Consider the following 25,038-nt stretch of genomic DNA (forward strand, 5'->3'; position numbering starts at 1 on the left):
ACCCGCACAAGCCACTGGGGCTTGAACTTAAAGTGATTTATTAAGAGTAAGATTTTTTCGGTATTACCAAAGGGGGGTCTGCTATCGAAAGATGCAGAAAAGAAAGGTGGAGAGTCGATCTGTAAGCCGGGTTTTGTCGAGGACAGTCATTCCTCTACGACGGCCATCACTGGACGCCTCTAGCAACCTACCCGGTTCCGACGCGGGCCACGCCTGATGGAACCCTATTTGGTCTTGCTCCGAGTGGGGTTTACCTAGCCACGAACTGTTGCCAGCCGTGCGGTGCGCTCTTACCGCACCTTTTCACCCTTACCGGCACCGAAGTGCTTAGGCGGTTATTTTCTGTGGCACTTTCCGTAGGCTCACGCCTCCCAGGCGTTACCTGGCACTCTGCCCTATGGAGCCCGGACTTTCCTCCCCCGAACTTTTGCGGAACAAAAGACGGCAGCGACTGTCCGATCGACTCTCCGCCGACAAGGTTAACGGCACACGCGCTCAAGAACAAGCGCCAGCAGCATTTATATCAATTTGCCACTACTGGGCCTTCTGTTTATCCAGGGCACGTTGATACAACAGGTTCTTGCGCACGCCGGTAATTTCCGAGGCAAGCGCCGCCGCCCGCTTCAGCGGCAACTCGGCCAGCAACAGGTCGAGCACGCGCTGGGCCTCGCTACTGATGGCCTGCTCGCCCTCCGGTGCAGTCCAGCCACCGACCAGCACCACGCACTCACCGCGCTGCTGGTTGCTATCACCGGCGACGAACGCACGCAACTCGGCCAGGGGCAAGCCCTTGAGCGTCTCGAAGGTTTTCGTCAGTTCGCGCGCCAGCAACGCCGGGCGCTCCCCGCCAAACACCGTTTCCATGTCCTCGAGGCACTCGAGGATACGGTGCGGCGCTTCATAGAAAATCAGCGTGCGCGGCTCTTCGCGCACTTGCTCCAGGCGTGCCAGGCGCCCCGCCTGCCTGGCCGGCAGGAAACCTTCGAAAATGAAACGGTCCGAGGGCAGGCCCGCCGCCGACAATGCCGCGATCAAGGCGCAGGCGCCCGGCACCGGCACCACGCTGACCCCGGCAGCCCGCGCCTGGCGCACCAGGTGGTAGCCAGGGTCGGAAATCAACGGGGTACCGGCATCGGAAACCAGCGCCACATCTTCGCCGGCCAACAGCTTGCCGAGAAAGCGCCCGCCTTCGTCCCGCTCGTTATGCTCGTGGCAGGCCGCCAGTGGTGTATCGATGCCAAAATGTTGCAGCAGGCGGATTGAATGGCGGGTGTCTTCGGCTGCGATCAGCGCCACGTCTGCCAGCACCTTGAGCGCTCGGGCGCTCATGTCATCGAGGTTGCCGATGGGAGTTGCCACCACATACAGCGTTCCCACGGTGGATTTAGAAGCCCCTGCCACATCAGTCACTGCGCACACCTGTCATTCGGATCAAAGGCGCCATTGTAGCCCGAGCGCCCGCAACAGGGCGCAAAGAACTTCATACGCGACCGGCGGCAAGCCACCTATAGTGAAGGATCGACACGGCAACATCGCGCCCCGGCCAGTGCTTGGGTACAATTGCCGGCCAACTTGATCGAGTAACAGGACCTTTACATGATCGCTTGCCTGCGGCTGCTCACAGCCCTCTGCCTCGCTGCCCTGCTGGCAGCCTGCGCCAGCTCGCCCTCATCCAGCCTGGGCGAACTGCCACGCACCCCGGATGCCAGCATCGAGCAACTGCTCGAGCAGGCTGCTTCCAGCAAGTCTGCGCAAGACGCCGCCCTGCTGCGCCTGAGCGCAGCCGACCTGGCCTACAAGCAGAAGGACTTCCCCCGCGCCGCACGCATTCTCGAGCAGGTCCCGCTGGACACGCTCAAGCCGGCCCAGCAGGTGTTCGCCAGCACCCTGGCGGCCGAACTGGCCATGAGCCGCAACCAACCCAAGGCTGCCCTGGCCGCCCTGGCCCACCCAAGCCTGCAGCACGTTCCCGAGCTGCCGAAGGAACAGCAGGCGCGCACCTACTACGTGCACGCCGCCGCGCTGGAGGCCGATGGCCAGGCCCTGGCCGCCGCGCAACAGCGCGTACTGCTGGCCCCATTGCTCAGCGACCAGGCCGCCAGCGCAAACAACGACGCCATCTGGGCCTTGGTCGCCTCGCTGCCGGCCGAGCAGTTGCAGCAGCCGGCCACTGACCAGACTCTGGCCGGCTGGACCAGCCTGGCCCTGGCGGTGAAAAGTGCCGGCACCCTTGAGCAGCAACAGAGCGCCATCGAGAGCTGGGTCAAACAGCACCCGGACCACCCGGCTGCCAAACAGTTGCCAGTGCCACTGGTCAAGCTCAAGGAACTGGCCAGCCAACCGCTGACCAAAATCGCCCTGCTGCTGCCCCAGGAAGGGCCACTGGCCGGGGTTGCCCGGGCCCTGCGTGACGGCTTCATGGCCGCCCACTTCCAGGCCCAGCAGGCTGGCCAAGCCGCCCCTGCGGTGCAGGTGTTCGACAGCTCGCGCATCGGCTCGCTCGACGACTTCTACCGCCAGGCCCAGGCCGCAGGCGTGCAGCTGGTCATCGGCCCGCTGGAAAAACCGCTGGTCAAGCAATTGGCCAGCAAACCGCAACTGCCGATCACCACCCTTGCGCTCAACTACGCCGATGCTGGCCAGGTGGCCCCACCGCAATTGTTCCAGTTCGGCCTGGCGGCCGAAGACGAAGCACGCGAAGTATCCCGTCGCGCCCGTGCCGATGGCATGGTCCGCGCCGTAGCCCTGGTGCCGAGCGGCGAATGGGGTGATCGCGTGCTGGCCGCCTTCCGCCAGGACTGGGAAGGCAATGGCGGCACCGTGCTCGCAGCCCAACGCATCGCGCAACCGGTTGCGCTGGCCCAGCAGATTGCCGACCTGTTCCAGCTGCGCCAGAGCGAAAGCCGCGCCAAGAGCCTGCAGAGCACGGTTGGCGGCAACATCGCCGCACAACCGTCGCGCCGCCAGGACATCGACTTCCTCTTCCTTGCCTCTACCCCTCAGCAAGCGCAGCAGATCAAGCCGACCCTGAATTTCCAGTACGCCGGTGACGTACCGGTGTACGCCACTTCCAACCTGTACAGCGCCAGCGGTGACGTCAACCAGTACAACGACATGAACGGCATCCGCTTCTGCGAAACCCCGTGGCTGCTCGATACCAGCAACAGCCTGCGCCAACAGGTGGTTCAGCAGTGGCCGCAAGCCGCCGGCAGCCTGGGCCGCCTGTACGCCATGGGCGTCGATGCCTACAGCCTGGCACCGCGACTGGGCCAACTGAAGGCGCTGCCGGATAACCGCGTCCAGGGCCTTTCCGGCAGCTTGAGCATCAACGCCAACCAGCGTGTGGAGCGCCAACTGCCATGGGCTGAATTCGCTGGCGGCCAGGTCAAGCGCCTGCCTGATACCCCGCGCTGATGGCTGCAGCATCACCGACCGGCGCCGGCCACGCTGCAGAAACCCAAGCCCTTGAGTACCTTCAGGGGCAAGGCCTGCGGCTGCTGGCGCGCAACTGGCGATGCAAAGGCGGCGAGCTTGATCTGGTCATGCTCGACGCCGATACAGTAGTATTCGTCGAAGTCCGCTACCGGTTGCACGCGGCCTTCGGAGGCGCCCTCGCCAGTATCGATGGGCGCAAGCAGAAACGGCTGGTGCATGCGGCCAGCCTGTTCCTGCTCAAGGAGCCCCAATGGGGCAACCACCCCTGCCGCTTCGACGTTGTCGCCCTGCAGGGTAGCCACCATGCAGGCAAACCGCTTCAGTGGCTGAAAAACGCCTTCGAGTGCTGAACCCTCTACGTTTTTTTTGCTCTATGTATCGCGGGCTGGTCGTTGTTGCGCGTAACAAAGGCCACCGCCCCATTTAAGGTCACCAGATGGACATGCAATCCCGAATTCGCCGGCTGTTCCAGGCCAGCATCGAAACCAAGCAACAGGCGATGGACATCCTGGCACCGCACATCGAGCAGGCCAGCCTGGTCATGGTCAATGCGCTGCTCAATGAGGGCAAGATGCTCGCCTGTGGCAACGGCGGCTCGGCCGGCGACGCCCAGCACTTCTCCTCGGAACTGCTCAACCGCTTCGAGCGCGAACGCCCGAGTTTGCCGGCCATCGCCTTGACCACCGACAGTTCGACCCTGACTTCGATCGCCAATGACTACAGCTATAACGAAGTCTTTTCCAAGCAGATCCGCGCACTGGGCCAACCGGGCGATGTTCTGCTGGCGATCTCCACCAGCGGTAACTCGGCCAACGTGATCCAGGCGATCCAGGCCGCGCATGACCGCGAAATGATTGTCGTAGCAATGACGGGGCGCGACGGCGGCGGCATGGCCTCGCTGCTGCTGCCAGAGGACGTGGAAATCCGCGTACCTTCGACAGTGACCGCGCGCATCCAGGAAGTCCACCTGCTGGCGATCCACTGCCTGTGCGACCTGATCGACAGCCAACTGTTCGGGAGTGAAGAATGACCCCTATGCGCCTTGGCCTGCTGGCCCTGACTCTGTGCCTGAGCGTTACCGGCTGCAGCTCGGTACTCACCTCTGCCCGCAATTCGCCCATTGAAGACGACCGCGGCACGCGCACCATCGGCAGCAAGATCGACGACTCGCTGATCGAAACCAAAGCCGCGGTCAACATCTCCAAGGCCAACCCGGACCTGGACAAGGGCTCGCACATCGTTGTCAGCAGCTACAACGGTATCGTCCTGCTCGCTGGCCAAACCCCACGCGCTGACCTCAAGAGCCTTGCCGAGCAAACCGCCAGCCAGGTACAACGGGTGAAAAAGGTGCACAACGAGCTGCAGGTCATGCAGCCGTCTTCGATTCTGGCGCGCAACAACGATGCCTGGCTGACCACCAAGATCAAGACCCAGATGCTGACTGACAGCGCCGTGCCCAGTTCGCGAATCAAGGTCATTACCGAGAACGGTATCGTCTACCTGCTCGGCCTGGTGACCCAGCAGGAGGCCAATTCCGCCACTGCCGTAGTGCAGGGCGTATCGGGTGTGCAAAAAATCGTCAAACTCTTCGAGTACATCGACTGAAGAACCCTGGGCCGGCAAGACAACAATCCCGGCCTAAAAAAGGCGACCCTTCAAGGTTGATGCCTGTCAGTTAAGCGTTATTGGGGCTGCTTTGCGGCCCCAAATTACTTAACTGCTGGCATTAATCCTACAAGGTCGCCTTTTTTACTACTTGACCACTTTCAGGCTTGGTCGACCAGTCGGGCGCGGCGGCTGGCCACCACCTTCTGGCGGGCCATCGTCATCCGGCTGCACATCATCGCCTTCCAGGTCATCGCTATCCGTCAGCGGCTGCTCCAGCTCGAAGACCATGCCTTGGCCATTTTCGCGGGCGTAGATGCCCAGGATGGCGCCAACCGGCACGAACAGCAAATGGGTCACGCCACTGAAACGGCCCTCGAAACTGACCGCGTCGTTATCCATGTGCAGGTTGCGCACAGCACTTGGCGAAATATTCAGGACAATCTGGCCATCATTGGCGAAACCATCCGGTACCTGCACCTGTGCGTATTCGGCATTGACCAGCATATGGGGCGTGCAATCGTTGTCGACGATCCACTCGTACAGTGCTCGAACCAGATAGGGGCGACTGGAGTTCATCAACGGCTCCTTAAAGCTTGCGCATTTCACGTTCTACAGAGGACAGGCTCGCCTGGAATGGCTCGCGGGCGAACTGGCGCTCCATGTAATCCAGCAGCGGTTTCGCTTGCCGGGGCAACTCGATGCCCAACACTGGCAGGCGCCAGAGTATGGGCAGTAGACAACAATCGACCAGGCTTTGCTCATCGCTCATGAAACAGGCGAACTCATTGAACAATGGCGAAACACCGGTCAGGCTTTCGCGCAGGGCCTTGCGCGCTTCACTTCGGGTAGCCTCGCTGCTGCGCGAATCGAGCACGCTATCGGCAAGAGCACACCAGTCGCGCTGAATGCGGTGTATCAGCAAACGGCTGTTGCCGCGCGCAACCGGGTATACCGGCATCAGCGGCGGGTGCGGGTAACGCTCCTCGAGGTATTCCATCACCACGGTCGATTCATACAACGCCAGGTCACGGTCGACCAGGGTCGGCACACTGCCATACGGGTTGACCTCGGCCAGCCTGGGCGGCAGGCGCGCCGGATCGACATCGATGACCTGCACGCTGACACCCTTCTCGGCCAGCACCAGACGTACCCGATGAGAATAATGGTCAGCGGGGTCGGAATAGCAGGCTAACCTGTTGGTTGCGCCCATGTAGCGGCTCCTCGCACGAGATGCTGTGCAACTTTAAATGAAAACGCGCCCGGGGCATCCTGGCATTTCTGCCAGGCGCCCCGGGCGCGTTCAACAACCAGAAATTACTGCGTGATCAGTGCACGTCCTTCCAGTATTCACGCTTGAGCAAATAGGCGAATACGAAGAAGAAAGCCAGGTACAGCAACACATAGGTACCGATGCGCTGGCTTTCCAGTTTGACCGGGTTGGCCGAATAGGCCAGGAAGGTCACCAGGTTCTTGACCTTCTCGTCGAACTGCTCGGCGGTCAGGGTACCGGATTTCGGCGTAACGGTCAGCTGGTCACAGGCTTCATGGGTAATCGGGCTACCGGTCAACGGGTCGAATTGCTTCTTCCCATCGGTCACCGTCTGCACCTGCTTGCAGCCGATTACCTGGTTGCCCTGCAGGCCGACCAGCACGTTGGGCATGCCGACGTTCGGGAACACCTTGTTGTTCACCCCATAAGGCCGCGAGGGGTCCTCGTAGAAACTGCGCAGGTAGGTGTACAGCCAATCGGTACCACGTACCCTGGCCACCAGGGTCAGGTCGGGCGGCGCGGCACCGAACCAGGTCTTGGCGTCTTCGGGCTTCATGCCGATCTGCATGTGATCACCGATCTTGGCCCCGGTAAACACCAGCTTTTCGAGCATCAGCTCGTGGGGGATGCCCAAGTCATCGGCCACACGCTCGTAGCGTTGAAACTTGGCACTGTGGCAGCCCATGCAATAGTTGGCGAACGTCCGCGCGCCGTCCTGCATGGCGGCCTTGTCGGTCAGGTCGATATCGACCTTGTCCAGTTCCAGCCCGTGTTCGGCAGCGAAGCAAAAGGCAGGCATCAGTGCCAGCAAAAATACTGCAATCAACTTTTTCATCAGCCAGTCACCCTTTCCGGAACCGGTTTGGTCTTCTCGAGCCTTGTGTAGAACGGCATCAACAGGAAGTAGGCGAAGTACAGCACCGTGCACACCTGCGACAACAGCGTGCGCCCAGGTGTCGGTGCCAGCACGCCCAGCACGCCGAGGATGACGAAGGCCACGCAGAACACCAGCAGGAAGAGCTTGCTGATCCAGCCTTTGTAACGCATGGAACGCACCGGGCTGCGATCGAGCCAGGGCAGTACGAACAGCACCGCAATCGCCGCCCCCATGGCGATCACACCCATCAACTTGTCAGGCACCGCACGCAAGATGGCGTAGAACGGTGTGAAGTACCACACTGGGGCAATATGCTCCGGCGTCTTGAAGGCGTTGGCCTGCTCGAAGTTCGGCTTTTCCAGGAAGTAACCGCCCATTTCCGGGAAGAAGAACACCACCGCACAGAATACGAAGAGGAACACCACCACGCCGACAATATCCTTGACGGTGTAGTACGGGTGGAACGGAATGCCATCGAGCGGAATGCCGTTTTCGTCCTTGTTCTTCTTGATGTCGATGCCATCGGGGTTGTTCGAACCCACTTCGTGCAGGGCAAGAATGTGCAGCACCACCAGGCCGAGGATGACGATAGGCAGGGCGACCACATGCAGGGCGAAGAAGCGGTTCAGGGTAATGCCGGAGATCAGGTAGTCACCACGAATCCATTGGGTGAGGTCGCCACCAATCACCGGGATGGCACCGAACAGCGAAATGATGACCTGGGCACCCCAGTAGGACATCTGGCCCCACGGCAGCAGGTAACCCATGAAGGCCTCGGCCATCAGCGCCAGGTAGATCAACATGCCGAACAGCCAGACCAGCTCGCGGGGCTTCTGGTAGGAGCCGTAGAGCAGGCCGCGGAACATGTGCAGGTAAACCACGATGAAGAACGCCGAAGCACCCGTGGAGTGCAGGTAGCGCAGAATCCAGCCGTATTCGACGTCACGCATGATGTACTCGACCGAGGCGAATGCCTCTTCTGCCGAGGGCGTGAAGCTCATGGTCAGCCACACACCGGTGACGATCTGGTTGACCAGCACCAGTAATGCCAGGGAGCCAAAGAAATACAGGAAGTTGAAGTTCTTGGGCGCGTAATACTTGCTCAGGTGATCTTCCCACATCTTGGTCGCGGGGAAGCGAGCATCAATCCAGTCCATGAACTTGCTCATCATGCTTTCTCCTGGTCGACGCCGATGACGATGATATCGTCCGACTCGTACGAGTGCGGCGGTACGGGCAGGTTGAGTGGCGCCGGCTGCGACTTGTAAACACGCCCAGCCAGGTCGTAGTGGGAGCCATGGCACGGGCAGAAGTAGCCACCCACCCATTTAGGGCCCAGGTCGGCTGGCGCAACCTCCGGGCGGAAGGTGGGCGAGCAGCCCAGGTGCGTGCACAGGCCGACGAGAATGAGGATTTCCGGCTTGATGGAGCGGACTTCGGGGTCGACATAGGTCGGCTGCACCGAAGATTTGGAATCGGGATCAGACAATTCGCCGGTAATTTTCTTCAGGTTACCGAGGATCTCCTCGGTGCGCCTGACGATGAACACCGGCTGGCCTCGCCACTCGGCTACCATCTGCTGCCCGGCCTCGACCTTGGCGATATTGACCTTCACCGGTGCTCCCGCGGCTTTCGCCTTGGCACTGGGAAACCATGACCCCACGAACGGTACCGCAGCCCCCACTGCTCCCGCTGCCCCGACCACGGATGTCGCGGCTACGAGGAAGCGGCGCCGGCCTGCGTTGACGCCGTCATTGCTCATTCAGTCCTCTCCCATCAGCTTGCTTGGCCTGTTGAACCAGGCCTGTACTTAGGTTGTGTCTGTGGCACTAAAATTTGGTCGCCATGGTAAGAAACAAATCCACACACTGACAAGGGATTAGCCGGGCAAGGGCCCAATACCAGCGCTTTGCTTGATCTGCGTCTATGCGACGAGCGGCCACAGACATGCTGACAGGTTAGTTCAAGGCAAAAAAAAAGCCCGGTTCCAAGGAACCGGGCTTTTTTCGACTGCCGAAGCGGTATTAACGCTTGGAGTACTGAGGACGCTTACGCGCTTTACGCAGACCCACTTTCTTACGCTCGACTTCACGAGCGTCGCGGGTGACGTAGCCAGCACGACGCAGAGCGCCACGCAGGGTTTCGTCGTATTCCATCAGCGCGCGGGTGATACCGTGACGGATCGCACCGGCCTGACCGCTGACACCACCACCGGAAACGGTGACGTAGATGTCGAACTTCTCAACGGTTTCGGTCAGCTCGAGCGGCTGACGAACAACCATGCGAGCGGTTTCGCGACCGAAGAACACGTCCAGAGAACGGTTGTTGATGGAGATGTTACCAGTACCCGGACGCAGGAATACGCGAGCGGTTGCGGTCTTGCGACGGCCAGTGCCGTAATTTTGAGTCGCCGACATAATGAACTATCCCGTTAGATCTTCAGTTCTTGAGGCTGCTGAGCAGTGTGTGGGTGAGCAGCACCCGCGTACACTTTCAGCTTGCGGTACATGTCGCGACCCAGCGGGTTCTTAGGCAGCATGCCTTTGACCGCGGTTTCGATAACACGCTCAGGGGCCTTGGCGATCAACTTCTCGAAGTTGATTTCCTTGATACCGCCCGGGAAACCGGAGTGGGAGTAGTACATCTTGTCGGAAGACTTGGCACCAGTCACACGAACCTGTTCAGCGTTGATAACGACGATGTAGTCGCCGGTGTCAACGTGAGGGGTGTATTCTGGTTTGTGTTTGCCACGCAGACGGGTAGCGATTTCGGTAGCCAGACGACCCAGGGTCTGGCCAGCGGCGTCGACTACGAACCACTCGCGCTTTACTGTTTCCGGTTTAGCAGTAAAAGTTTTCATTCTCTAAAGCCTCAGAGGCCGCCCAGCGAAAAATAGACGGCGAATCTTACTGGATAGTGCACAGCTTGCCAAGGGCAAGCGCGCAGCCGAACACTGACGCTTTTGGGGGCTCGGGTCGGGCACGCCAATATTCGACGGGGTTCTTCCTGCGTGATGGTGCATCACTTCCGCCACGCGGAGAGGGGCTGAATTATCCAGATTGCGCGAAAAATTTCAACCTGCTTTGATGAGCTTCCATTGCCAAGGAGTGTTTACCCGATGGAATACCGCCAGCTCGGCCGAACCGACCTCAACGTCAGCGCCCTGTGCCTGGGCACCATGACCTGGGGCGAGCAGAACGACCAGGAAGAGGCTTTCGGCCAAATTGCCCGGGCCAAGGCCGCGGGGATCAACTTCATCGACACGGCCGAAATGTACCCGGTGCCCCCACGCGCGGAAACCTACGCCGCTACCGAGCGCATCATCGGCAACTGGTTCAGGGCCAACGGTGACCGTGATGACTGGGTGCTGGCCAGCAAGGTTGCCGGCCCCGGCAACGGCATCAGCCACATCCGCGATGGCCAGCTCAAGCACAACCGCCAGCACATCGTCGCGGCGCTGGACGAGAGCCTCAAGCGCCTGCAGACCGATCGCATCGACCTGTACCAGCTGCACTGGCCGGAACGCAGCACCAACTTCTTCGGCAAACTCGGCTACCAGCACCTGCCGCACGATCACTTCACGCCGCTGGAAGAAACGCTGGAAGTGCTGGACGACCAGGTACGGGCGGGCAAGATCCGTCATGTTGGCCTGTCCAACGAAACGCCGTGGGGCACCATGAAATTCCTGCAACTGGCCGAAAGCCGGGGCTGGCCACGGGCGGTATCGATCCAGAACCCGTACAACCTGCTCAACCGCAGCTTCGAGGTGGGCCTGGCGGAAGTCGCCATTCGCGAGCAATGCGGTTTGCTGGCGTACTCGCCGCTGGCATTCGGCATGCTGTCGGGCAAGTACGAGAACGGCGCTCGGCCGGAAAACGCCCGCCTGACCCTGTTCAGCCGCTTTGCCCGCTACTCCAACCCGCAGACCGTGGCCGCCTGCAGCCGCTACGTGCAGCTGGCCCGCGAGCACGGCCTGGACCCGGCGCAGATGGCCCTGGCGTTCGTGACGGGCCAGCCGTTCGTGACCAGCAACATCATTGGCGCTACCAGCCTGCAGCAACTGGACAGCAACCTGGCCAGCGCCGAGCTGCACCTGAGCGACGAGCTGCTGGCGGCGATCGAAGCCATTCACCAAGCGCAGCCGAACCCGGCGCCTTGATCAGAGCTGCAAGCTGCAAGCTGCAAGCTACAAGCTGCAAGCTACAAGCTACAAGCTACAAGACAGAGCAGTCCGCATGCTGACCTGCTTTATCTTGTAGCTTGAAGCTTGAAGCTTGAAGCTTGAAGCTTGCAGCTCGACCAAAAAAATAAGACGATCCAGCCGGTGATTGACCACTCTACCCTATAAGAACAATGACAATGATGTTTACCCAACCCCCCGCGTCGCTGCGGCGCGTCAGCATCCTGGCCATTGACAAGGTGTTCGCTTCGACCTTGATGCAGGCCAAGGACTTCTTCCACCTCGCCAGCCTGCGCTACGGCAAGCAGCTGGGCCTGGGCTTGCAGCCCATGTTCGAGATCCGCCTGGTGAGCCCCGATGGCCTGCCCGTGGACAGCTTCAGCAATGTTCAGCTACCGGTCGACGGCGGCCTGGATGACGCCGATGTCATCATCCTGCCAGCCTACTGGGACGACTTCGACAACCTGCTGCAACGCTACCCACAGGTGCTGCCGTGGCTGCGTAGCCAGCACGCCCGCGGCACGGTGCTATGCGCCGAGGCCAGTGGCGTGTTCTGGCTGGCCGAAAGTGGCCTGCTCGACGGCAAGGAGGCGACCACCTACTGGCGCTTCTTCAGCAGCTTCGCCGAGCGCTTCCCGAAGATCCGCCTGAACCAGGACAAGCACCTGACCGACGCCGACAACATCTATTGCGCTGGCGGCGCCACTTCGGCGTGCGACCTGTACATCTATCTGATCGAGCGTTTCTGCGGGGCCAATGTGGCCCGTGCGGTGTCGCGCGACATCCTCTACGAAGTGCAGCGCAACTACACGCCGGGGCGCATGGGGTTTGGCGGGCAGAAGCTGCATCAGGACCTGATCATCCTGCAGATCCAGCACTGGCTGGAAGAGCACTTCGCGGACAAGTTCCGCTTCGAGGATGTGGCGCGCAACCACGGCATGAGCATTCGCAACTTCATGCGCCGGTTCCAGGGGGCGACCGGCGACAAGCCGCTGCACTACCTGCAACGGCTGCGGATCGAAACGGCCAAGGGGTTGTTGTCGAGCACGCGCAAGAGCATCAAGACCATCAGTTACGAGGTCGGTTACGACGATGCCAGTTTCTTTGCGCGGCTGTTCCGCCAGCATACCGAGTTGTCGCCGAACCAGTACCGGCAGCAGTTCATGCAGGAGGCTTGAGGGCTTTCAGCAGCGGCAAGTTTCTAGCTGCAAGCTACAAGACAAAGCAAAAAGCCGGAGCAGCTCGTGGCCTGCTCCGGCTTTTTTTTGAGGCTTGCAGCTAGAAGCTTGCCGCTGATCTCAGGGCTTGTGCGCCCGAGACAGGAACTCGTGCGACTGCATCTCCAGCAAGCGGCTCAAGGTACGCTGGAACTCGAAGCTCAGGCGCCCACCGGTGTAGAGGTCTTTTAGCTCCACCTCGGCCGAGATGATCAGCTTGACATTGCGGTCGTAGAACTCGTCCACCATGTTGATGAAACGCCGCGCGATATCATCGGTGGTCACCCCCATCTGCTCGACATTGCTCAGCAGCACCGCGTGGAAGATCTTGCCCAGCTCGATGTAGTCGTTCTGGCTACGCGGCCCGTCGCACAATGCCCGGAAGTCGAACCAGGCAACGTCGTCGCACGTACGCAAGGCATTGATCGGGCGGTTCTCGATCATCAGCACGTCATTTTCGACCGCCTGGGTGCATTCCGGGGTCAGCGCCTTGAAGCTGGCACGCATGCTTTCGTGCGCTGCCTCATTGAGCGGGTAGTGGAACAGTTCGGCCTGCTCCAGATGACGCAGGCGGTAGTCCACGCCGCTGTCGACGTTCACCACGTCGGTGTACTGCTTGATCATGGCGATGGCCGGCAGGAAACGCGCGCGCTGCAGGCCGTCCTTGTACAAGCCGTCGGGCACGATGTTGGAGGTGGCGACCAGCGACACGCCGTTCTTGAACAGCTCTTCCATCAAGGTGCCGAGGATCATCGCATCGGTAATGTCCGAGACGAAGAACTCGTCGAAGCAGATCACCTTGGCCTCTTCGCTGAAGCGCTTGGCAATGATGGTCAGCGGGTTCTTCTCACCCTTGAGGGTCTTCATTTCCTCGTGCACACGCTTCATGAAGCGGTGGAAGTGGGTGCGCATCTTCTGCTTGAACGGCAGCGCCTCGTAGAAGGTATCGACCAGGTAGGTCTTGCCCCGCCCTACTCCACCCCAGAAGTACAGGCCCTTGACCGGGGTCTGCTCCTTCTTGCCGAACAGCTTGCCGAATACCCCCGGCTTGTTGTTCTGCGCCTGTACCAGGTCGTCGTACAGACGCTGCAGGTGACGCACAGCAGTTTCCTGCGCCGCGTCATGGAAGAAGTCGGGACGTTTCAGATCTGCTTGATAGCGTTCTAAGGGAGTCATGATTCGTTAGCGAGGCAACAAAAAACGGGCCGTCACTGTAGCGACCGGCCCGCTTTATGGCAATTGGAGTTGCGGCGAATTGCCTCAGTCCTGTTGTGGGGCCAGGGCTTCGTGCAGGCTTCGAATGGCTGCATCCCGCGCTTCAGCGCTGGCGAACTGCGGCCCGTCGGCAACCTGTTCACCGTTGAGCCACAAGCCGAAACCCAGGCCCTGCACACGCACATCGGCCTCAGCACCCTGCTGCAGTTGCTTGCTCACCGCACCTGCACTCTTGCCGTCGGCAAAGCTGCGCGACAACAGCAGTTGCTCACCGTCGGCGGCCAGCAGGCGGAAGCGGAAGCTGCCGTCCTCATCACGGAAGCTGACGAAACGCGCGCTCTTGGCGGCCTTTTTCTTCACTTCGGTACTGGTTTGCACGCTGCTGCGGAACGAGCGCAGGCCAACCGCCTCGCGGAGTTGCTCCAGGAACGGGGTGGCAATCTTGCGGGCCTTGGCGGCCCCCGCCAGCAGGATATCCTCAAGGTCGGCCGGGCGCGCGATCAGCTGGTGGTAGTGCTCGCGTTTTTCCGCCAACTGGCCGTCCAGCAACTGGAACAGGCGCTGTTTGGCATCGCCCCAGCCCAGGCCCTGCAACAACTCGTCGCGGAACCCGGCGCACTGTTCTGGCGTAGCGAAGGCCTGGTAGAGGGTGAACAGGTGCGAAGTGTCCGGGTCCTTGGCTTCGCCAGGCGCACGCGAATCGGTCACGATGCGCGAGATGGCGTCTTTCATGTCCTTGGCGCTGGTGAACAACGGAATGGTGTTGTCGTAGCTCTTGGACATCTTGCGCCCGTCCAGGCCCGGCAGGGTCGCCACGCTTTCTTCGATCACCGCCTCTGGCAGGGCGAAGAAGTCCTTGCCTTGGCCGAACAGGTGGTTGAAACGCTGACCGATGTCCCGGGCCATTTCCACGTGCTGGATCTGGTCGCGGCCCACCGGCACCTTGTTGGCATTGAACATCAGGATGTCGGCCGCCATCAGCACAGGGTAGCTGAACAAGCCCATGGTCACGCCGGCATCCGGGTCTTCACCGGCTTCCACGTTCTTGTCCACCGAGGCTTTGTAGGCATGTGCACGGTTGAGCAGACCCTTGGCTGCAACGCAGGTCAGCAACCAGGTCAACTCGGGGATTTCCGGAATATCGGACTGGCGGTAGAAGGTCACCTTGTCGGCGTCCAGGCCACCGGCCAGCCAGGTGGCGGCGATTTCCAGGCGCGAGCGCTGGATGCGCAGCGGGTCGTCGCACTTGATCAGCGCGTGATAGTCGGCCAGGAAATAGAACGAGTCGACACCGGGCTGCTGGCTGGCACGGATCGCCGGGCGGATGGCGCCGGCGTAGTTGCCCAGGTGCGGAGTGCCGGTGGTGGTGATACCGGTAAGAATGCGCGTGGTCATGGGTGTTCGCTTATTCAGGCTTGGCTCAGTTCGAAAGGCGCGGCAGCAGCAGATCCTTGAGATCGGTCAGCTTGCCATGAAAGAAGTGTCCGCATTCTGCCACTTTCAGCAGCTCATGGGGGCGCGACAGGCTGTCGGACCAATCGTAAACCAGCTGCGGCGCGACCACTTCATCGGCCTCCGGCTGCACCACGGTGATCGGGCATTGCTGTGGCAGGGGGAATTCGTCGGTCAGGCGCATTACCGCTGGGGCAATCATGAACAAGTGCTGCAGGCTCACGCCGCCCGCCTCCAGGCGGCCAGCCAGGCTGGTGGCAACGAAGCCGCCGAACGAGAAGCCCATCAGCACCAGCGGCAATTGCGGGTGCTTATCGCGCAGCCAGGCCGCAGCAGCCTCGGCATCGGCCACTTCGCCTGCGCCCATGTCGTGGCTGCCAGCGCTCTGCCCAACGCCCCGGTAGTTGAACCGCAGGGTCACATAGCCGGCATCACGGGCGGTGCGCTGCAGGGTCGAGACCACCTTGTTGAGCATGGTGCCGCCCTGAACCGGGTTGGGGTGGCAGATCAGCACCGCGCCGCGGGCATCGGCCACGTCCAGGTACAAGGCTTCCAACTGACCACTGGGGCCATCGATGAACAAGGGGGTTTCGCGGACAAGCAAGGCACTACTCCGTGACCTCGGGGTGGGTCGTTTCGTCTAGGTGAGGAATTCTGTTCTGATTTGCGATCGCTCGCGGTATACAGCGCAGGTCTGAGCCGTTAACGTAAAGCAAAGCCGTTTATAGAGGAAGGACTCGTGGAACTCTCGCTCCTTGTTTGGTTGTTGCCGACCTTGGCCCTGGTCATTGGCGTGGTCGTCGGTTTCGTCGTGGCTCGCCTGCTGCCCAATGCCGCGCCCAGCAGCACGCAGCGCCAGCTGGATGAAATGCAGAAACGCTTCGACAACTACCAGAACGAAGTGGTTACCCACTTCAACAGCACTGCAGTACTGGTCAAGAAGCTGACCCAGAGCTACCAGGATGTCCAGGACCACCTGGCCGACGGTGCCAACACCCTGGCGCTGGACGAACTGACCCGCCAGCGCCTGCTGGCCGCCCTGCACTCCGAAGGTGCGCATGGCCCCCGTGATCGCCTGACCCCGCCGAAGGACACTGCCGAAGTGCCGCGCGATTATGCGCCAAAGGTGCCGAATTCCCCGGGCATGCTCGACGAGAGCTACGGGCTCAAGCGTTGATTCGCTGAACATGAAGGAGGCCTCGCGAGAGGCCTTTTTTGTGGGCAGCCCAGGTACGCCACAGCATTTGAAATCTGCGCAATATCTGTGGGAGCGGGCGTGCACGCGAACACCGGCGTAGCCGGTGCCAGCCACCGCGCTGGATTCTTCGCGGGCACGCCCGCTCCCACAGGACCCTGCTAAATCAATAAGTTATGTACTGTTCTATGAAACGGCCAGCCCAAACAACCTAGCTGCAGGCCTGCAATGCCTGCTCGACATCCGCCAGCAAGTCTTCCACATCCTCCAACCCCACCGACAAGCGCACCAACCCCTCCGATATCCCGTGATGCGCCCGCTCCTCTGGCGTATAGCTGGAATGGGTCATGCTCGCGGGGTGCTGCGCCAACGATTCGGCATCCCCCAGGCTCACCGCCCGGGCAAACAGCTGCAGTGCATTCATGAACTTGCGCCCGGCCTCGATGCCACCCTTGAGCTCAAAAGCAATCATCCCGCCCGGCAAACGCATCTGCCGCTGCGCCAGCTCGTATTGGGCGAACGATGGCAAGCCCGGGTAGTGGATAAGCTCGACCTGAGGCTGCCGAGCCAGGAACTGCGCCACCTGTAGCGCATTGGCGCAATGGCGGTCCATGCGCAGTGCAAGGGTCTTGATACCGCGCATCAGTAAAGCCGCGTCATGCGGGGATAGCACCGCCCCGGTCATGTCTTTCAACCCTTCCAGACGGATACGGTCGACCAGCGCCTTGCGCCCCACCACCAACCCCGCGGTGATATCACCATGGCCACTGAGGTACTTGGTCGCGGAATGCACCACCAGATCCGCCCCCAACGCCAATGGCCGCTGCAGGTAGGGCGTGCAATAGGTGTTGTCGACCACGATATGCAAGTCATGCCCACGGGCCACGTCGGCGACCGCCGCGATATCCACCAGCTGCATGTTGGGATTGGCTGGCGTTTCAAAGTAGATCATGCGTGTCTTGCGGGTGATGGACGCCCTTAAAGCCTTGCCGTCATTGAGGTCGACGTGACGGACCTTCACCCCGAACTGGCCAATGCCGTGATGCAGAAACGCAAAGGTGCACCCATACAAGGTATGCCCCACGATCAGTTCGTCGCCGGGGCGCAGCAGTGTCCAGATTGTCGAGGTAATCGCGCCCATCCCCGACGCCAGCGCCAAGCCTGCCTCACCACCCTCCAGCGAAGCCATGCGCTCCTCCAGCAGCGCCAACGTGGGGTTGGAGATGCGGCTGTAGAAATGCCCTGCCACGTCCCCGGCAAAGCACGCTGCGCCGTGTTCAACAGTGGGAAAGGCATAGGTGGCGGTCTGGTAAACCGGCGGCACCAGCGCGCCACTATGGGACAGCGGGTCGTAGCCGTGGTGGATGGCTCGCGTGGAAAAACCGGTGTTGTTATGGGAGTCGCGCATGGCAACAGCCTCTTGTGGTTTGCTATAAGCTTATGCCACCGAGCTGCCCGAATTTTTCCAAAGTAGCCCACACAGCGGCCTGCTTGGTGGAAAGAAAACAACAATCAAACAAGCAGGAGGGCAAAACATGCCTTCGAGCCTCGATCGCACCGACCGCGCCTTGCTGGCCGCCCTGCAGGACAACGCCCGCCTCACCGTTGCCGAACTCGCTGACCAGGTGGCACTGACCACCTCGCCCTGCTGGCGCCGCGTCAAACTGCTGGAGGACAACGGCTACATCACCGGTTACCAGGCCGTGCTCTCGCCCAAGTCACTGGGCTTCGGCGTCACTGCTTTTGTCAGCATCATGATGGACTCGCACACCAAGGACATGGCCCTGGCGTTCGAGCAGCGGCTGATGGAAATTCCCGAAATCGTCGCCTGCCACAACATCTCTGGGCGCTACGACTTCCTGCTGGAGATTCTGGCGAGGGACCTGGAATCGTTCGGCGAATTCACCCGCGAGGTGCTGCAGCGGTTGCCGGGGGTGAAGGAGATCTATTCGAGTTTTTCCTACAAGGCCGTCAAGGAGCGCCGGGTAATTCCTGTATCGGAACACCACATCTGAACGGCAAGCACGCCCCCCTGGCGCATCACCAGGCGTTAGACAACCTGCACAAAAAAAACCCGCCGAAGCGGGGTTTTTGGCAGTGCAGGCCAGCGCTTAGATAGCACCACGCTGACGCAGTACGTCCAACACCTGTTTAACGCCTTCGTCCACGCTGGTGGCCTGGGTGTCGATCACCAGGTCGGCATCCAGCGGCACATCGAACGGGAAGCTTTCGCCCGGGATGTTGTCGCCACCGGCAGCGTACAGGCCCTGTGGGTCACGCTCGCGGCAAACCAGTGGGGACGCCTGCACGTAAACCGTTACCAGGCGATCCTTGCCGATCAGCGCCTTGGCCTGTTCGCGGCCTTCGGCATCCGGGGCCACGAACGCTGCCAGGGTCAGCATGCCGGCTTCGTTGAACTGGCGCGCCACATGGGCGGCACGGCGCCAGTTTTCGGTGCGGCCAGCGCGGTCCTGCGGCAGGCCCTTGTTCAGGTCATGGCGCAGGTTCTGCCCGTCGAGCACGTACACTGCACGGCCCATGTCGAACAGCTTGCGCTCAACGGCATAGGCCAGGGTGCTCTTGCCGGCGCCAGAAAGGCCACTGAACAGCACGGTGGCTGGCTGCTGACCGAAACGCAGGGCGCGCTCCTCGGTAGACACGTGGGCCTGCTTGCCATGCTGGCCGGTGCTGCCATGCGGCAAGACTGGCTGGGCGATGATCATGCCGGCGCCGACGGTGCCGTTGGTGAGGCGGTCGATGACGATGAACGCACCGGTTGTGCGGTTGCTGTCGTAACCGTCCAGGGCAATGGCGCTGTCCAGGGATACCTTGACGCGGCCAATCTCGTTCAGCTGCAGGGCGCTGGCGGCGTCCTTCTCGAGGGTGTTCACATCAACCTTGTGGGTGATACTGGCAATCGAGCCCGGCACGTAGCTGGTGGCGCGCTTGATGTCGTACTTTTTGCCCGGGAGCATCGGCTCTTCGGCCATCCACACCAGCATGGCGTCGAACTGGTCAGTGACCGGCGGCACGTTGTCGGCATGCACCAGCAGGTCGCCACGGGAGATGTCGATCTCATCTTCCATGGTCAGGGTCACGGCCTGGCCTGGGCCGGCGCTTTCCAGTTCACCTTCATAGGTGACGATGGACTTGACCCGGCTGCTCTTGCCCGACGGCAGCACGACAATTTCGTCGCCCTTGTGCACCACGCCGCTGGCGAGGGTGCCGGCAAAACCGCGGAAGTTCAGGTTCGGCCGGTTGACGTACTGCACCGGGAAACGCAGGTCGGTGAAGTTGCGGTCAGCCGACACTTCGACGGTTTCGAGGATTTCCATCAGGGTCGGGCCGGTGTACCACGGCGATTGCTCGCTGTGGTTGACCACGTTGTCACCCTTGAGCGCCGACATCGGCACGAAGTGCAGGCTGCTCGGGGTCAGGTTGATGGCTTCGGCGAACTTCAGGTAGTCCGCCTTGATGGCCTCGAAGACGCCTTCATCGAAGCCCTTCAGGTCCATCTTGTTGACCGCGACCACGATGTGCTTGATGCCCAGCAGCGACGCGATGTAGCTGTGGCGGCGGGTCTGGGTCTGCACGCCATAGCGGGCATCGACCAGGATGATCGCCAGGTCACAGGTGGATGCACCGGTGGCCATGTTGCGGGTGTACTGTTCGTGGCCCGGGGTGTCGGCGATGATGAACTTGCGCTTGGCGGTGGAGAAATAGCGGTAGGCGACATCGATGGTGATGCCCTGCTCACGCTCGGCCTGCAGGCCGTCTACCAGCAGCGCCAGGTCGACCTCTTCGCCGGTGGTGCCAGACTTTTTCGAATCGCGGGTGATGGCCTCGAGGTGGTCCTCGTAGATCATCTTGGAGTCGTGCAACAGGCGCCCGATCAGGGTGCTCTTGCCGTCATCCACGTTGCCGCAGGTGAGGAAACGCAGCAGTTCTTTACGCTCGTGCTGAGCCAGGTAGGCGAGGATGTCCTCGCTGATCAGATCGGATTGATGACTCATTGCATTCAAGCTCCAAGCTGTAAGCTTCAAGCAGCAAGCTTGTCGGCGTACAGCTAGTTAGAAATTTTGTTGATCAACCCAGCAAGCATTCTGGATAGCTCACGGGTTTCAGTTATCCAGTCGTTGGCCAATTCGGCAGGCAAATAACCAATTTCACCGGCGATGATCAGTTGGGTCCGCAGTTCTGCGCAGGAAGCCTTCGCCACGCTCAGGAACCATGCTTTCTCCCGCATTCCTCTGCGCTCCATCCCCTCAGCGATATTGGAGGGGATTGAAACGGCTGCTCGAGTGATTTGGGACCTGAATCCAAAATCCCGACACCCAGCAAATGCCCGATATATCTCAACGGCTAAATTTTTACTTCTCTGCCAAACCAGCAACTTCTCAAAACCCACTGCAGGCACTCCCTGTGCGCCCGCAATGCAGGCGGCAGTCCACAAAAATCAGAAACTACTCGCTCCGCTTCTGTCTTGCAGCTTGCCGCTTGTAACTTGAAGCTTAGAAATAACCCTGACGTTTCTTGTCTTCCATGGAACCGGCGCCATCGTGGTCGATGACCCGGCCCTGGCGCTCGGAAGTGCGCGTCAGGAGCATTTCCTGAATGATATCGGTGAGCGTTTCGGCCTCCGACTCGACAGCGCCCGTGAGCGGGTAGCAGCCGAGGGTACGGAAACGCACCTTCTTCTTGACGATGCGGGCCTTTTCTTCCTCGGAGAGATGTTCGAGGATGCGCTCGTCGTCGATCATGATCAGGGTGCCGTTCTTCTCGATGACTTCACGCTCGGCAGCGAAGTACAGCGGCACGATCGGGATGCCTTCGAGGTAGATGTACTGCCAGATGTCCAGTTCGGTCCAGTTCGACAGCGGGAAGACGCGGATCGACTCACCTTTGTTGACCTTGCCGTTGTACACGTTCCACAGCTCGGGGCGCTGGTTCTTCGGGTCCCAGCGGTGCTTGCTGTCACGGAACGAGTACACACGCTCCTTGGCCCGCGACTTCTCTTCGTCGCGGCGAGCACCACCGAAGGCGGCGTCGAAACCATGCTTGTCCAGCGCCTGTTTCAGGCCCTGGGTCTTCATGATGTCGGTGTGCTTGGAGCTGCCATGGGTGAACGGGTTGATGCCCTGCGCCACACCCTCGGGGTTGACGTGGGTGATCAGCTCCAGGCCCATTTCCTCGACCATCTTGTCGCGGAACCTGTACATCTCCTGGAATTTCCACTGGGTGTCGACGTGCATGACCGGGAACGGCAGCTTGCCCGGGAAAAAGGCCTTGCGCGCCAGATGCAGCATCACGGCGGAATCCTTGCCGATCGAGTACAGCATCACCGGGTTGTCGAACTCGGCGGCCACCTCGCGGATGATGTGGATGCTTTCCGCCTCCAGCTGTTTCAAGTGCGTCAGTTTGTCGACCATGGCTACTCACGAAAAACGATCTTATGGACGGCCTGCGGGCCGTGTTCGAGCGGATCACTGTATCACAGCGGCTGCTTCTATTTAGGCGGCCAGCTAGATCGAAAAAGTCTAACGATATGACTGGGGGTTAGGCTAATGCCTGTCAGTCAAGCGTTAACTGGGGCTGCTTTGCAGCCCTTCGCGGGCACGCCCGCTCCCACACGTCTGGCGCTGAACTCAAGAAATGCGCGACCCTGTGGGAGCGGGCGTGCCCGCGAAGGGGCCAGTGAGGTCAGATCGGGTTAGGGCAATCGATGAACAGGTGTTCCACGGCAAACCGCCGCGCCAGGTAATCACCCAGCGCCTGCACCCCATACCGCTCGGTGGCATGGTGCCCGGCAGCGATGAAGCTGACGCCATTCTCCCGCGCACTGTGGTAGGTCTGCTCCGATGCCTCACCGGTCAGGTACAGGTCTACCCCGGCGGCAATCGCCGTGTCGATATAGCCCTGCCCGCCCCCGGTACACCAGCCGACCCGGCGGATCATTTCGTCGCCTTCGACCAGCAGCGGCTCACGCCCCAGCACCTCCTGCACGCGCCGGGCAAAATCGCGGGCGGTCACCGGTTCGGCCAGCGAACCGACCAGCCCGACCACCTTGGGGTTCTCCGGGTCAAGCGGCCCTTCGACGGTAATCTCCAGTTGCCGCGCCAGCTGCACGTTGTTGCCCACCTCAGGGTGTACATCCAGCGGCAAGTGGAATGCCAGCAGGCTGATGTCGTTGTTCAGCAAGGTTTTCAGGCGGCGCTGGCGGATGCCGGTGATGCAGGGGTTTTCGCCCTTCCAGAAATAGCCGTGGTGCACCAGCACCAGGTCGGCTCCGGCCTCGACCGCGGCATCCAGCAACGCCTGGCTGGCGGTGACACCGCTGACGATACGGCTGACCTGCGGCCGGCCTTCGACCTGCAGGCCATTGGGGCAGTAGTCCTGGATCCTGGCGCTGCCCAGGTAACGCTCGGCTTCTTCAACCAGGGTGTTTAGCGCGACGGCCATGAAAATCTCCTCGAAAACTGCACACTCCCCAGGCACAACGCACAGGGAACGCCCGTATAATGCCGGCCATTATGGGCCGTCGCCGGCACTGGGGGAACCGGTGTATGATCGCGCGCGCTCATGCCCCACCGCGCGGCCACTGGCCCCCGCCCTTTTCAGGACTCGTTCATGTTCAAGGCTTTGCGTTACTTTGGCTGGCCCCTGCTTACCGGCGTATTGATCGCCGTGCTGATCATCCAGCGGTTTCCGGAATGGGTCGGCCTGCCCAGCCAGGACGTCAACCTGCAGCAGGCACCGCAGACCACGAAGATCATGCAGGGCCCGGTATCCTACGCCGACGCCGTGACCCTCGCGGCCCCGGCGGTGGTCAACCTGTACACCACCAAGGTGGTCAACAAGAGCGCCCACCCGCTGTTCGAAGACCCGCAGTTCCGCCGCTTCTTCGGCGACAACCTGCCCAAGCAGCGCCGCTGGGAATCGAGCCTGGGCTCGGCAGTGATCATGAGCCCCGAGGGCTATCTGCTGACCAACAACCACGTCACCAGTGGCGCCGACCAGATCGTGGTGGCCTTGAAGGATGGCCGCGAGACCCTGGCCCGGGTCATTGGCAGCGACCCGGAGACCGACCTGGCGGTATTGAAGATCGACCTGAAGAACCTGCCCGCCATCACCATCGGCCGCTCCGACACCATCCATATCGGTGACGTGACGCTGGCCATCGGCAACCCGTTCGGCGTTGGCCAGACCGTGACCATGGGCATCATCAGCGCCACTGGCCGCAACCAGTTGGGCCTGAACAACTACGAAGACTTCATCCAGACCGACGCCGCGATCAACCCGGGCAACTCCGGTGGTGCGCTGGTCGATGCCAACGGCAACCTGGTCGGCATCAACACGGCCATTTTCTCCAAGTCTGGTGGCTCGCAGGGCATTGGCTTCGCCATCCCGGTCAAGCTGGCACTGGAGGTGATGAAGTCGATTGTCGAGCATGGCCAGGTGATCCGCGGCTGGCTGGGTATCGAAGTGCAGCCACTGAGCCAGGAACTGGCCGAGTCGTTCGGCATGAAGGACCGCCCAGGCATCGTGGTTGCAGGCATCTTCCGCGAAGGGCCGGCGGCCAAGGCCGGGCTGCAGCTGGGTGACGTGATCTTGAGCATCAACGGCGAACCGGCAGGTGACGGGCGCAAGTCGATGAACCAGGTGGCGCGGATCAAACCGAACGAAAAGATCACCATCGAGGTGATGCGTAACGGGCAGCAGCTCAAACTGGTGGCCGAGGTGGGGCTGCGGCCGCCACCGGCACCCGCTGCCCCACAAGAAGAGAAGTAAACATCGGGGCCGCTTTGCGGCCCCGGCTGTATCAATGCAGGATCTGACTGAGGAACAACTTGGTCCGGTCGCTGCGTGGCCGGTCGAAGAAATCATCCGGTGCCGCCTGCTCGACGATTTCACCTTTATCCATGAAGATCACCCGGTTGGCCACGGTGCGGGCAAAGCCCATCTCGTGGGTCACGCAGAGCATGGTCATGCCATCTTCGGCCAGACCCACCATGGTATCGAGCACTTCCTTGACCATCTCCGGGTCCAGGGCCGAAGTAGGTTCGTCGAACAGCATGATTTTCGGCTTCATGCACAACGCCCGGGCAATCGCCACGCGCTGCTGCTGGCCACCAGACAACTGCCCCGGGTACTTGCGCGCCTGTTCCGGGATACGTACCCGCTCCAGGTAATGCATGGCAATCTCTTCGGCCTTGCGGCGCGGCATCTTGCGCACCCACATCGGCGCCAAGGTGCAGTTCTCCAGAATGCTCAGGTGCGGGAACAGGTTGAAGTGCTGGAACACCATGCCCACTTCACGGCGGATTGCCTCGATCTGCTTGAGGTCGTTGGTCAGCTCCACGCCATCGACCACGATGCGCCCCTGCTGGTGTTCTTCCAGGCGGTTGAGGCAACGGATGGTGGTGGACTTGCCCGAGCCGGACGGCCCGCACAGCACGATACGCTCGCCCTGGCGAACATTGAGGTTGATGTCCTTGAGCACATGGAACTGACCGTACCACTTGTTCACACCCTGCATCTGGATGATCCCTTCGGGGCCGGCAGGCTGCTTGATCGCTTCACTCATTTCGA

The 25,038-nt window shown here is 61.1% G+C and carries 26 protein-coding genes and 1 other RNA gene; 9 read left to right on the forward strand and 18 right to left on the reverse strand.

Annotation, left to right across the window (positions count from 1 at the left end):
* Nucleotides 1-106: 106 nt before the first annotated feature.
* Nucleotides 107-467: RNase P RNA component class A (gene rnpB, locus L1P09_RS20660), an RNA gene on the reverse strand.
* A 67-nt stretch (nucleotides 468-534) separates the two neighbouring features.
* Nucleotides 535-1,410: a 16S rRNA (cytidine(1402)-2'-O)-methyltransferase gene (gene rsmI / locus L1P09_RS20665; RefSeq protein ID WP_054905341.1), complete on the reverse strand. Its 876-nt coding sequence runs from the start codon at nucleotides 1,408-1,410 to the stop codon at nucleotides 535-537.
* 186 nt (nucleotides 1,411-1,596) lie between these two features.
* Between rsmI and L1P09_RS20670 the strand changes: the two genes are divergently transcribed.
* The 4 genes from L1P09_RS20670 to L1P09_RS20685 all read left to right on the forward strand — a co-directional run bounded on the left by L1P09_RS20670 (nucleotide 1,597) and on the right by L1P09_RS20685 (nucleotide 5,040).
* Nucleotides 1,597-3,414: a penicillin-binding protein activator gene (locus L1P09_RS20670; RefSeq protein WP_009684425.1), complete on the forward strand. Its 1,818-nt coding sequence runs from the start codon at nucleotides 1,597-1,599 to the stop codon at nucleotides 3,412-3,414.
* On the forward strand, nucleotides 3,414-3,785 hold the full coding sequence (locus L1P09_RS20675) for a YraN family protein (RefSeq protein WP_054889886.1): 372 nt from the start codon (nucleotides 3,414-3,416) through the stop codon (nucleotides 3,783-3,785). Before L1P09_RS20670 ends, L1P09_RS20675 begins: the two co-directional genes overlap by 1 nt.
* A gap of 86 nt (nucleotides 3,786-3,871) precedes the next feature.
* A complete protein-coding gene (locus L1P09_RS20680; RefSeq protein ID WP_029887793.1) occupies nucleotides 3,872-4,465 on the forward strand; it encodes a phosphoheptose isomerase in 594 nt (197 codons plus the stop codon).
* On the forward strand, nucleotides 4,462-5,040 hold the full coding sequence (locus L1P09_RS20685) for a BON domain-containing protein (protein ID WP_009684429.1): 579 nt from the start codon (nucleotides 4,462-4,464) through the stop codon (nucleotides 5,038-5,040). Before L1P09_RS20680 ends, L1P09_RS20685 begins: the two co-directional genes overlap by 4 nt.
* A gap of 147 nt (nucleotides 5,041-5,187) precedes the next feature.
* Here L1P09_RS20685 and L1P09_RS20690 read toward each other — a convergent pair whose 3' ends face one another.
* From L1P09_RS20690 to rplM, 7 genes are all read right to left on the reverse strand, one after another.
* Nucleotides 5,188-5,619, reverse strand: coding sequence for a ClpXP protease specificity-enhancing factor (locus tag L1P09_RS20690; RefSeq protein ID WP_235768052.1), 432 nt, complete (start codon nucleotides 5,617-5,619; stop codon nucleotides 5,188-5,190).
* 10 nt (nucleotides 5,620-5,629) lie between these two features.
* Nucleotides 5,630-6,253: a glutathione S-transferase N-terminal domain-containing protein gene (locus tag L1P09_RS20695; protein ID WP_054905343.1), complete on the reverse strand. Its 624-nt coding sequence runs from the start codon at nucleotides 6,251-6,253 to the stop codon at nucleotides 5,630-5,632.
* Nucleotides 6,254-6,368: 115 nt separating this feature from the next.
* On the reverse strand, nucleotides 6,369-7,148 hold the full coding sequence (locus L1P09_RS20700; RefSeq protein WP_029886542.1) for a cytochrome c1: 780 nt from the start codon (nucleotides 7,146-7,148) through the stop codon (nucleotides 6,369-6,371).
* Nucleotides 7,148-8,359: a cytochrome b gene (locus L1P09_RS20705; RefSeq protein ID WP_029886541.1), complete on the reverse strand. Its 1,212-nt coding sequence runs from the start codon at nucleotides 8,357-8,359 to the stop codon at nucleotides 7,148-7,150. Before L1P09_RS20705 ends, L1P09_RS20700 begins: the two co-directional genes overlap by 1 nt.
* Nucleotides 8,359-8,952, reverse strand: coding sequence for a ubiquinol-cytochrome c reductase iron-sulfur subunit (gene petA / locus L1P09_RS20710; RefSeq protein ID WP_009684434.1), 594 nt, complete (start codon nucleotides 8,950-8,952; stop codon nucleotides 8,359-8,361). Before petA ends, L1P09_RS20705 begins: the two co-directional genes overlap by 1 nt.
* A 262-nt stretch (nucleotides 8,953-9,214) precedes the next feature.
* The gene (gene rpsI, locus L1P09_RS20715) at nucleotides 9,215-9,607 is read right to left on the reverse strand and encodes a 30S ribosomal protein S9 (protein ID WP_003260797.1); all 393 of its coding nucleotides are present in this window, start codon (nucleotides 9,605-9,607) and stop codon (nucleotides 9,215-9,217) included.
* Nucleotides 9,608-9,621: 14 nt separating this feature from the next.
* Entirely contained in the window at nucleotides 9,622-10,050 is a 429-nt protein-coding gene (rplM, locus tag L1P09_RS20720; protein WP_003251819.1) for a 50S ribosomal protein L13, read from the reverse strand.
* Nucleotides 10,051-10,308: 258 nt separating this feature from the next.
* Between rplM and L1P09_RS20725 the strand changes: the two genes are divergently transcribed.
* Both L1P09_RS20725 and L1P09_RS20730 read left to right on the forward strand, forming a co-directional pair.
* Nucleotides 10,309-11,349, forward strand: a complete 1,041-nt coding sequence (locus tag L1P09_RS20725; protein WP_009684435.1) for an NADP(H)-dependent aldo-keto reductase — start codon at nucleotides 10,309-10,311, stop codon at nucleotides 11,347-11,349.
* Nucleotides 11,350-11,627: 278 nt separating this feature from the next.
* Nucleotides 11,628-12,548, forward strand: coding sequence for a GlxA family transcriptional regulator (locus L1P09_RS20730; protein ID WP_235768975.1), 921 nt, complete (start codon nucleotides 11,628-11,630; stop codon nucleotides 12,546-12,548).
* Between the two features lie 120 nt (nucleotides 12,549-12,668).
* Here the strand turns inward: L1P09_RS20730 and zapE are convergent, their stop codons facing one another.
* The 3 genes from zapE to L1P09_RS20745 all read right to left on the reverse strand — a co-directional run bounded on the left by zapE (nucleotide 12,669) and on the right by L1P09_RS20745 (nucleotide 15,858).
* Entirely contained in the window at nucleotides 12,669-13,763 is a 1,095-nt protein-coding gene (gene zapE / locus L1P09_RS20735; protein WP_029886538.1) for a cell division protein ZapE, read from the reverse strand.
* Nucleotides 13,764-13,847: 84 nt separating this feature from the next.
* Nucleotides 13,848-15,197: a tryptophan--tRNA ligase gene (locus L1P09_RS20740; protein ID WP_161893092.1), complete on the reverse strand. Its 1,350-nt coding sequence runs from the start codon at nucleotides 15,195-15,197 to the stop codon at nucleotides 13,848-13,850.
* A gap of 25 nt (nucleotides 15,198-15,222) precedes the next feature.
* Nucleotides 15,223-15,858, reverse strand: a complete 636-nt coding sequence (locus L1P09_RS20745; protein ID WP_054905345.1) for an alpha/beta hydrolase — start codon at nucleotides 15,856-15,858, stop codon at nucleotides 15,223-15,225.
* 135 nt (nucleotides 15,859-15,993) lie between these two features.
* Between L1P09_RS20745 and L1P09_RS20750 the strand changes: the two genes are divergently transcribed.
* Nucleotides 15,994-16,431, forward strand: coding sequence for a YhcB family protein (locus tag L1P09_RS20750; protein WP_009684440.1), 438 nt, complete (start codon nucleotides 15,994-15,996; stop codon nucleotides 16,429-16,431).
* A gap of 229 nt (nucleotides 16,432-16,660) precedes the next feature.
* Here L1P09_RS20750 and L1P09_RS20755 read toward each other — a convergent pair whose 3' ends face one another.
* Nucleotides 16,661-17,857: a methionine gamma-lyase gene (locus tag L1P09_RS20755; protein WP_235768053.1), complete on the reverse strand. Its 1,197-nt coding sequence runs from the start codon at nucleotides 17,855-17,857 to the stop codon at nucleotides 16,661-16,663.
* Nucleotides 17,858-17,984: 127 nt separating this feature from the next.
* Between L1P09_RS20755 and L1P09_RS20760 the strand changes: the two genes are divergently transcribed.
* The gene (locus L1P09_RS20760; protein ID WP_009684443.1) at nucleotides 17,985-18,464 is read left to right on the forward strand and encodes an Lrp/AsnC family transcriptional regulator; all 480 of its coding nucleotides are present in this window, start codon (nucleotides 17,985-17,987) and stop codon (nucleotides 18,462-18,464) included.
* A gap of 96 nt (nucleotides 18,465-18,560) precedes the next feature.
* On the opposite strand, the gene cysN is transcribed toward L1P09_RS20760, so the two are convergent.
* The 4 genes from cysN to L1P09_RS20780 form a co-directional block, all read right to left on the reverse strand.
* Nucleotides 18,561-20,462: a sulfate adenylyltransferase subunit CysN gene (gene cysN, locus L1P09_RS20765; RefSeq protein ID WP_009684444.1), complete on the reverse strand. Its 1,902-nt coding sequence runs from the start codon at nucleotides 20,460-20,462 to the stop codon at nucleotides 18,561-18,563.
* Between the two features lie 53 nt (nucleotides 20,463-20,515).
* Nucleotides 20,516-20,857 carry a four helix bundle protein gene (locus L1P09_RS20770; protein ID WP_029887200.1) on the reverse strand — a complete coding sequence of 114 codons (342 nt, stop codon included), beginning with the start codon at nucleotides 20,855-20,857 and terminating at the stop codon, nucleotides 20,516-20,518.
* Nucleotides 20,858-20,960: 103 nt separating this feature from the next.
* Nucleotides 20,961-21,878, reverse strand: a complete 918-nt coding sequence (cysD, locus tag L1P09_RS20775) for a sulfate adenylyltransferase subunit CysD (RefSeq protein WP_009684445.1) — start codon at nucleotides 21,876-21,878, stop codon at nucleotides 20,961-20,963.
* Nucleotides 21,879-22,149: 271 nt separating this feature from the next.
* On the reverse strand, nucleotides 22,150-22,908 hold the full coding sequence (locus L1P09_RS20780) for a Nif3-like dinuclear metal center hexameric protein (RefSeq protein ID WP_054912045.1): 759 nt from the start codon (nucleotides 22,906-22,908) through the stop codon (nucleotides 22,150-22,152).
* A gap of 168 nt (nucleotides 22,909-23,076) precedes the next feature.
* On the opposite strand from L1P09_RS20780, the gene algW reads away from it, so the two are divergent.
* Complete coding sequence (gene algW, locus L1P09_RS20785; protein ID WP_009684447.1) at nucleotides 23,077-24,237, forward strand: Do family serine endopeptidase AlgW; 1,161 nt, start codon at nucleotides 23,077-23,079, stop codon at nucleotides 24,235-24,237.
* 31 nt (nucleotides 24,238-24,268) lie between these two features.
* On the opposite strand, the gene L1P09_RS20790 is transcribed toward algW, so the two are convergent.
* On the reverse strand, nucleotides 24,269-25,033 hold the full coding sequence (locus tag L1P09_RS20790) for an amino acid ABC transporter ATP-binding protein (RefSeq protein WP_235768054.1): 765 nt from the start codon (nucleotides 25,031-25,033) through the stop codon (nucleotides 24,269-24,271).
* Nucleotides 25,034-25,038 lie beyond the last annotated feature (5 nt).

This window comes from Pseudomonas juntendi, assembly GCF_021560075.1.
GTDB classification, from domain to species: domain Bacteria; phylum Pseudomonadota; class Gammaproteobacteria; order Pseudomonadales; family Pseudomonadaceae; genus Aquipseudomonas; species Aquipseudomonas juntendi.

Bases quoted from the DNA above. Each gene is read 5' to 3' on its own strand.
- L1P09_RS20670 (WP_009684425.1), top strand. From the start codon at position 1,597: ATGATCGCTTGCCTGCGGCTGCTCACAGCCCTCTGCCTCGCTGCCCTG.
- L1P09_RS20675 (WP_054889886.1), top strand. From the start codon at position 3,414: ATGGCTGCAGCATCACCGACCGGCGCCGGCCACGCTGCAGAAACCCAA.
- L1P09_RS20680 (WP_029887793.1), top strand. From the start codon at position 3,872: ATGGACATGCAATCCCGAATTCGCCGGCTGTTCCAGGCCAGCATCGAA.
- L1P09_RS20685 (WP_009684429.1), top strand. From the start codon at position 4,462: ATGACCCCTATGCGCCTTGGCCTGCTGGCCCTGACTCTGTGCCTGAGC.
- L1P09_RS20690 (WP_235768052.1), bottom strand. From the start codon at position 5,619: ATGAACTCCAGTCGCCCCTATCTGGTTCGAGCACTGTACGAGTGGATC.
- L1P09_RS20695 (WP_054905343.1), bottom strand. From the start codon at position 6,253: ATGGGCGCAACCAACAGGTTAGCCTGCTATTCCGACCCCGCTGACCAT.
- L1P09_RS20700 (WP_029886542.1), bottom strand. From the start codon at position 7,148: ATGAAAAAGTTGATTGCAGTATTTTTGCTGGCACTGATGCCTGCCTTT.
- L1P09_RS20705 (WP_029886541.1), bottom strand. From the start codon at position 8,359: ATGAGCAAGTTCATGGACTGGATTGATGCTCGCTTCCCCGCGACCAAG.
- petA (WP_009684434.1), bottom strand. From the start codon at position 8,952: ATGAGCAATGACGGCGTCAACGCAGGCCGGCGCCGCTTCCTCGTAGCC.
- rpsI (WP_003260797.1), bottom strand. From the start codon at position 9,607: ATGTCGGCGACTCAAAATTACGGCACTGGCCGTCGCAAGACCGCAACC.
- rplM (WP_003251819.1), bottom strand. From the start codon at position 10,050: ATGAAAACTTTTACTGCTAAACCGGAAACAGTAAAGCGCGAGTGGTTC.
- L1P09_RS20725 (WP_009684435.1), top strand. From the start codon at position 10,309: ATGGAATACCGCCAGCTCGGCCGAACCGACCTCAACGTCAGCGCCCTG.
- L1P09_RS20730 (WP_235768975.1), top strand. From the start codon at position 11,628: ATGCAGGCCAAGGACTTCTTCCACCTCGCCAGCCTGCGCTACGGCAAG.
- zapE (WP_029886538.1), bottom strand. From the start codon at position 13,763: ATGACTCCCTTAGAACGCTATCAAGCAGATCTGAAACGTCCCGACTTC.
- L1P09_RS20740 (WP_161893092.1), bottom strand. From the start codon at position 15,197: ATGACCACGCGCATTCTTACCGGTATCACCACCACCGGCACTCCGCAC.
- L1P09_RS20755 (WP_235768053.1), bottom strand. From the start codon at position 17,857: ATGCGCGACTCCCATAACAACACCGGTTTTTCCACGCGAGCCATCCAC.
- L1P09_RS20760 (WP_009684443.1), top strand. From the start codon at position 17,985: ATGCCTTCGAGCCTCGATCGCACCGACCGCGCCTTGCTGGCCGCCCTG.
- cysN (WP_009684444.1), bottom strand. From the start codon at position 20,462: ATGAGTCATCAATCCGATCTGATCAGCGAGGACATCCTCGCCTACCTG.
- cysD (WP_009684445.1), bottom strand. From the start codon at position 21,878: ATGGTCGACAAACTGACGCACTTGAAACAGCTGGAGGCGGAAAGCATC.
- L1P09_RS20780 (WP_054912045.1), bottom strand. From the start codon at position 22,908: ATGGCCGTCGCGCTAAACACCCTGGTTGAAGAAGCCGAGCGTTACCTG.
- algW (WP_009684447.1), top strand. From the start codon at position 23,077: ATGTTCAAGGCTTTGCGTTACTTTGGCTGGCCCCTGCTTACCGGCGTA.
- L1P09_RS20790 (WP_235768054.1), bottom strand. From the start codon at position 25,033: ATGAGTGAAGCGATCAAGCAGCCTGCCGGCCCCGAAGGGATCATCCAG.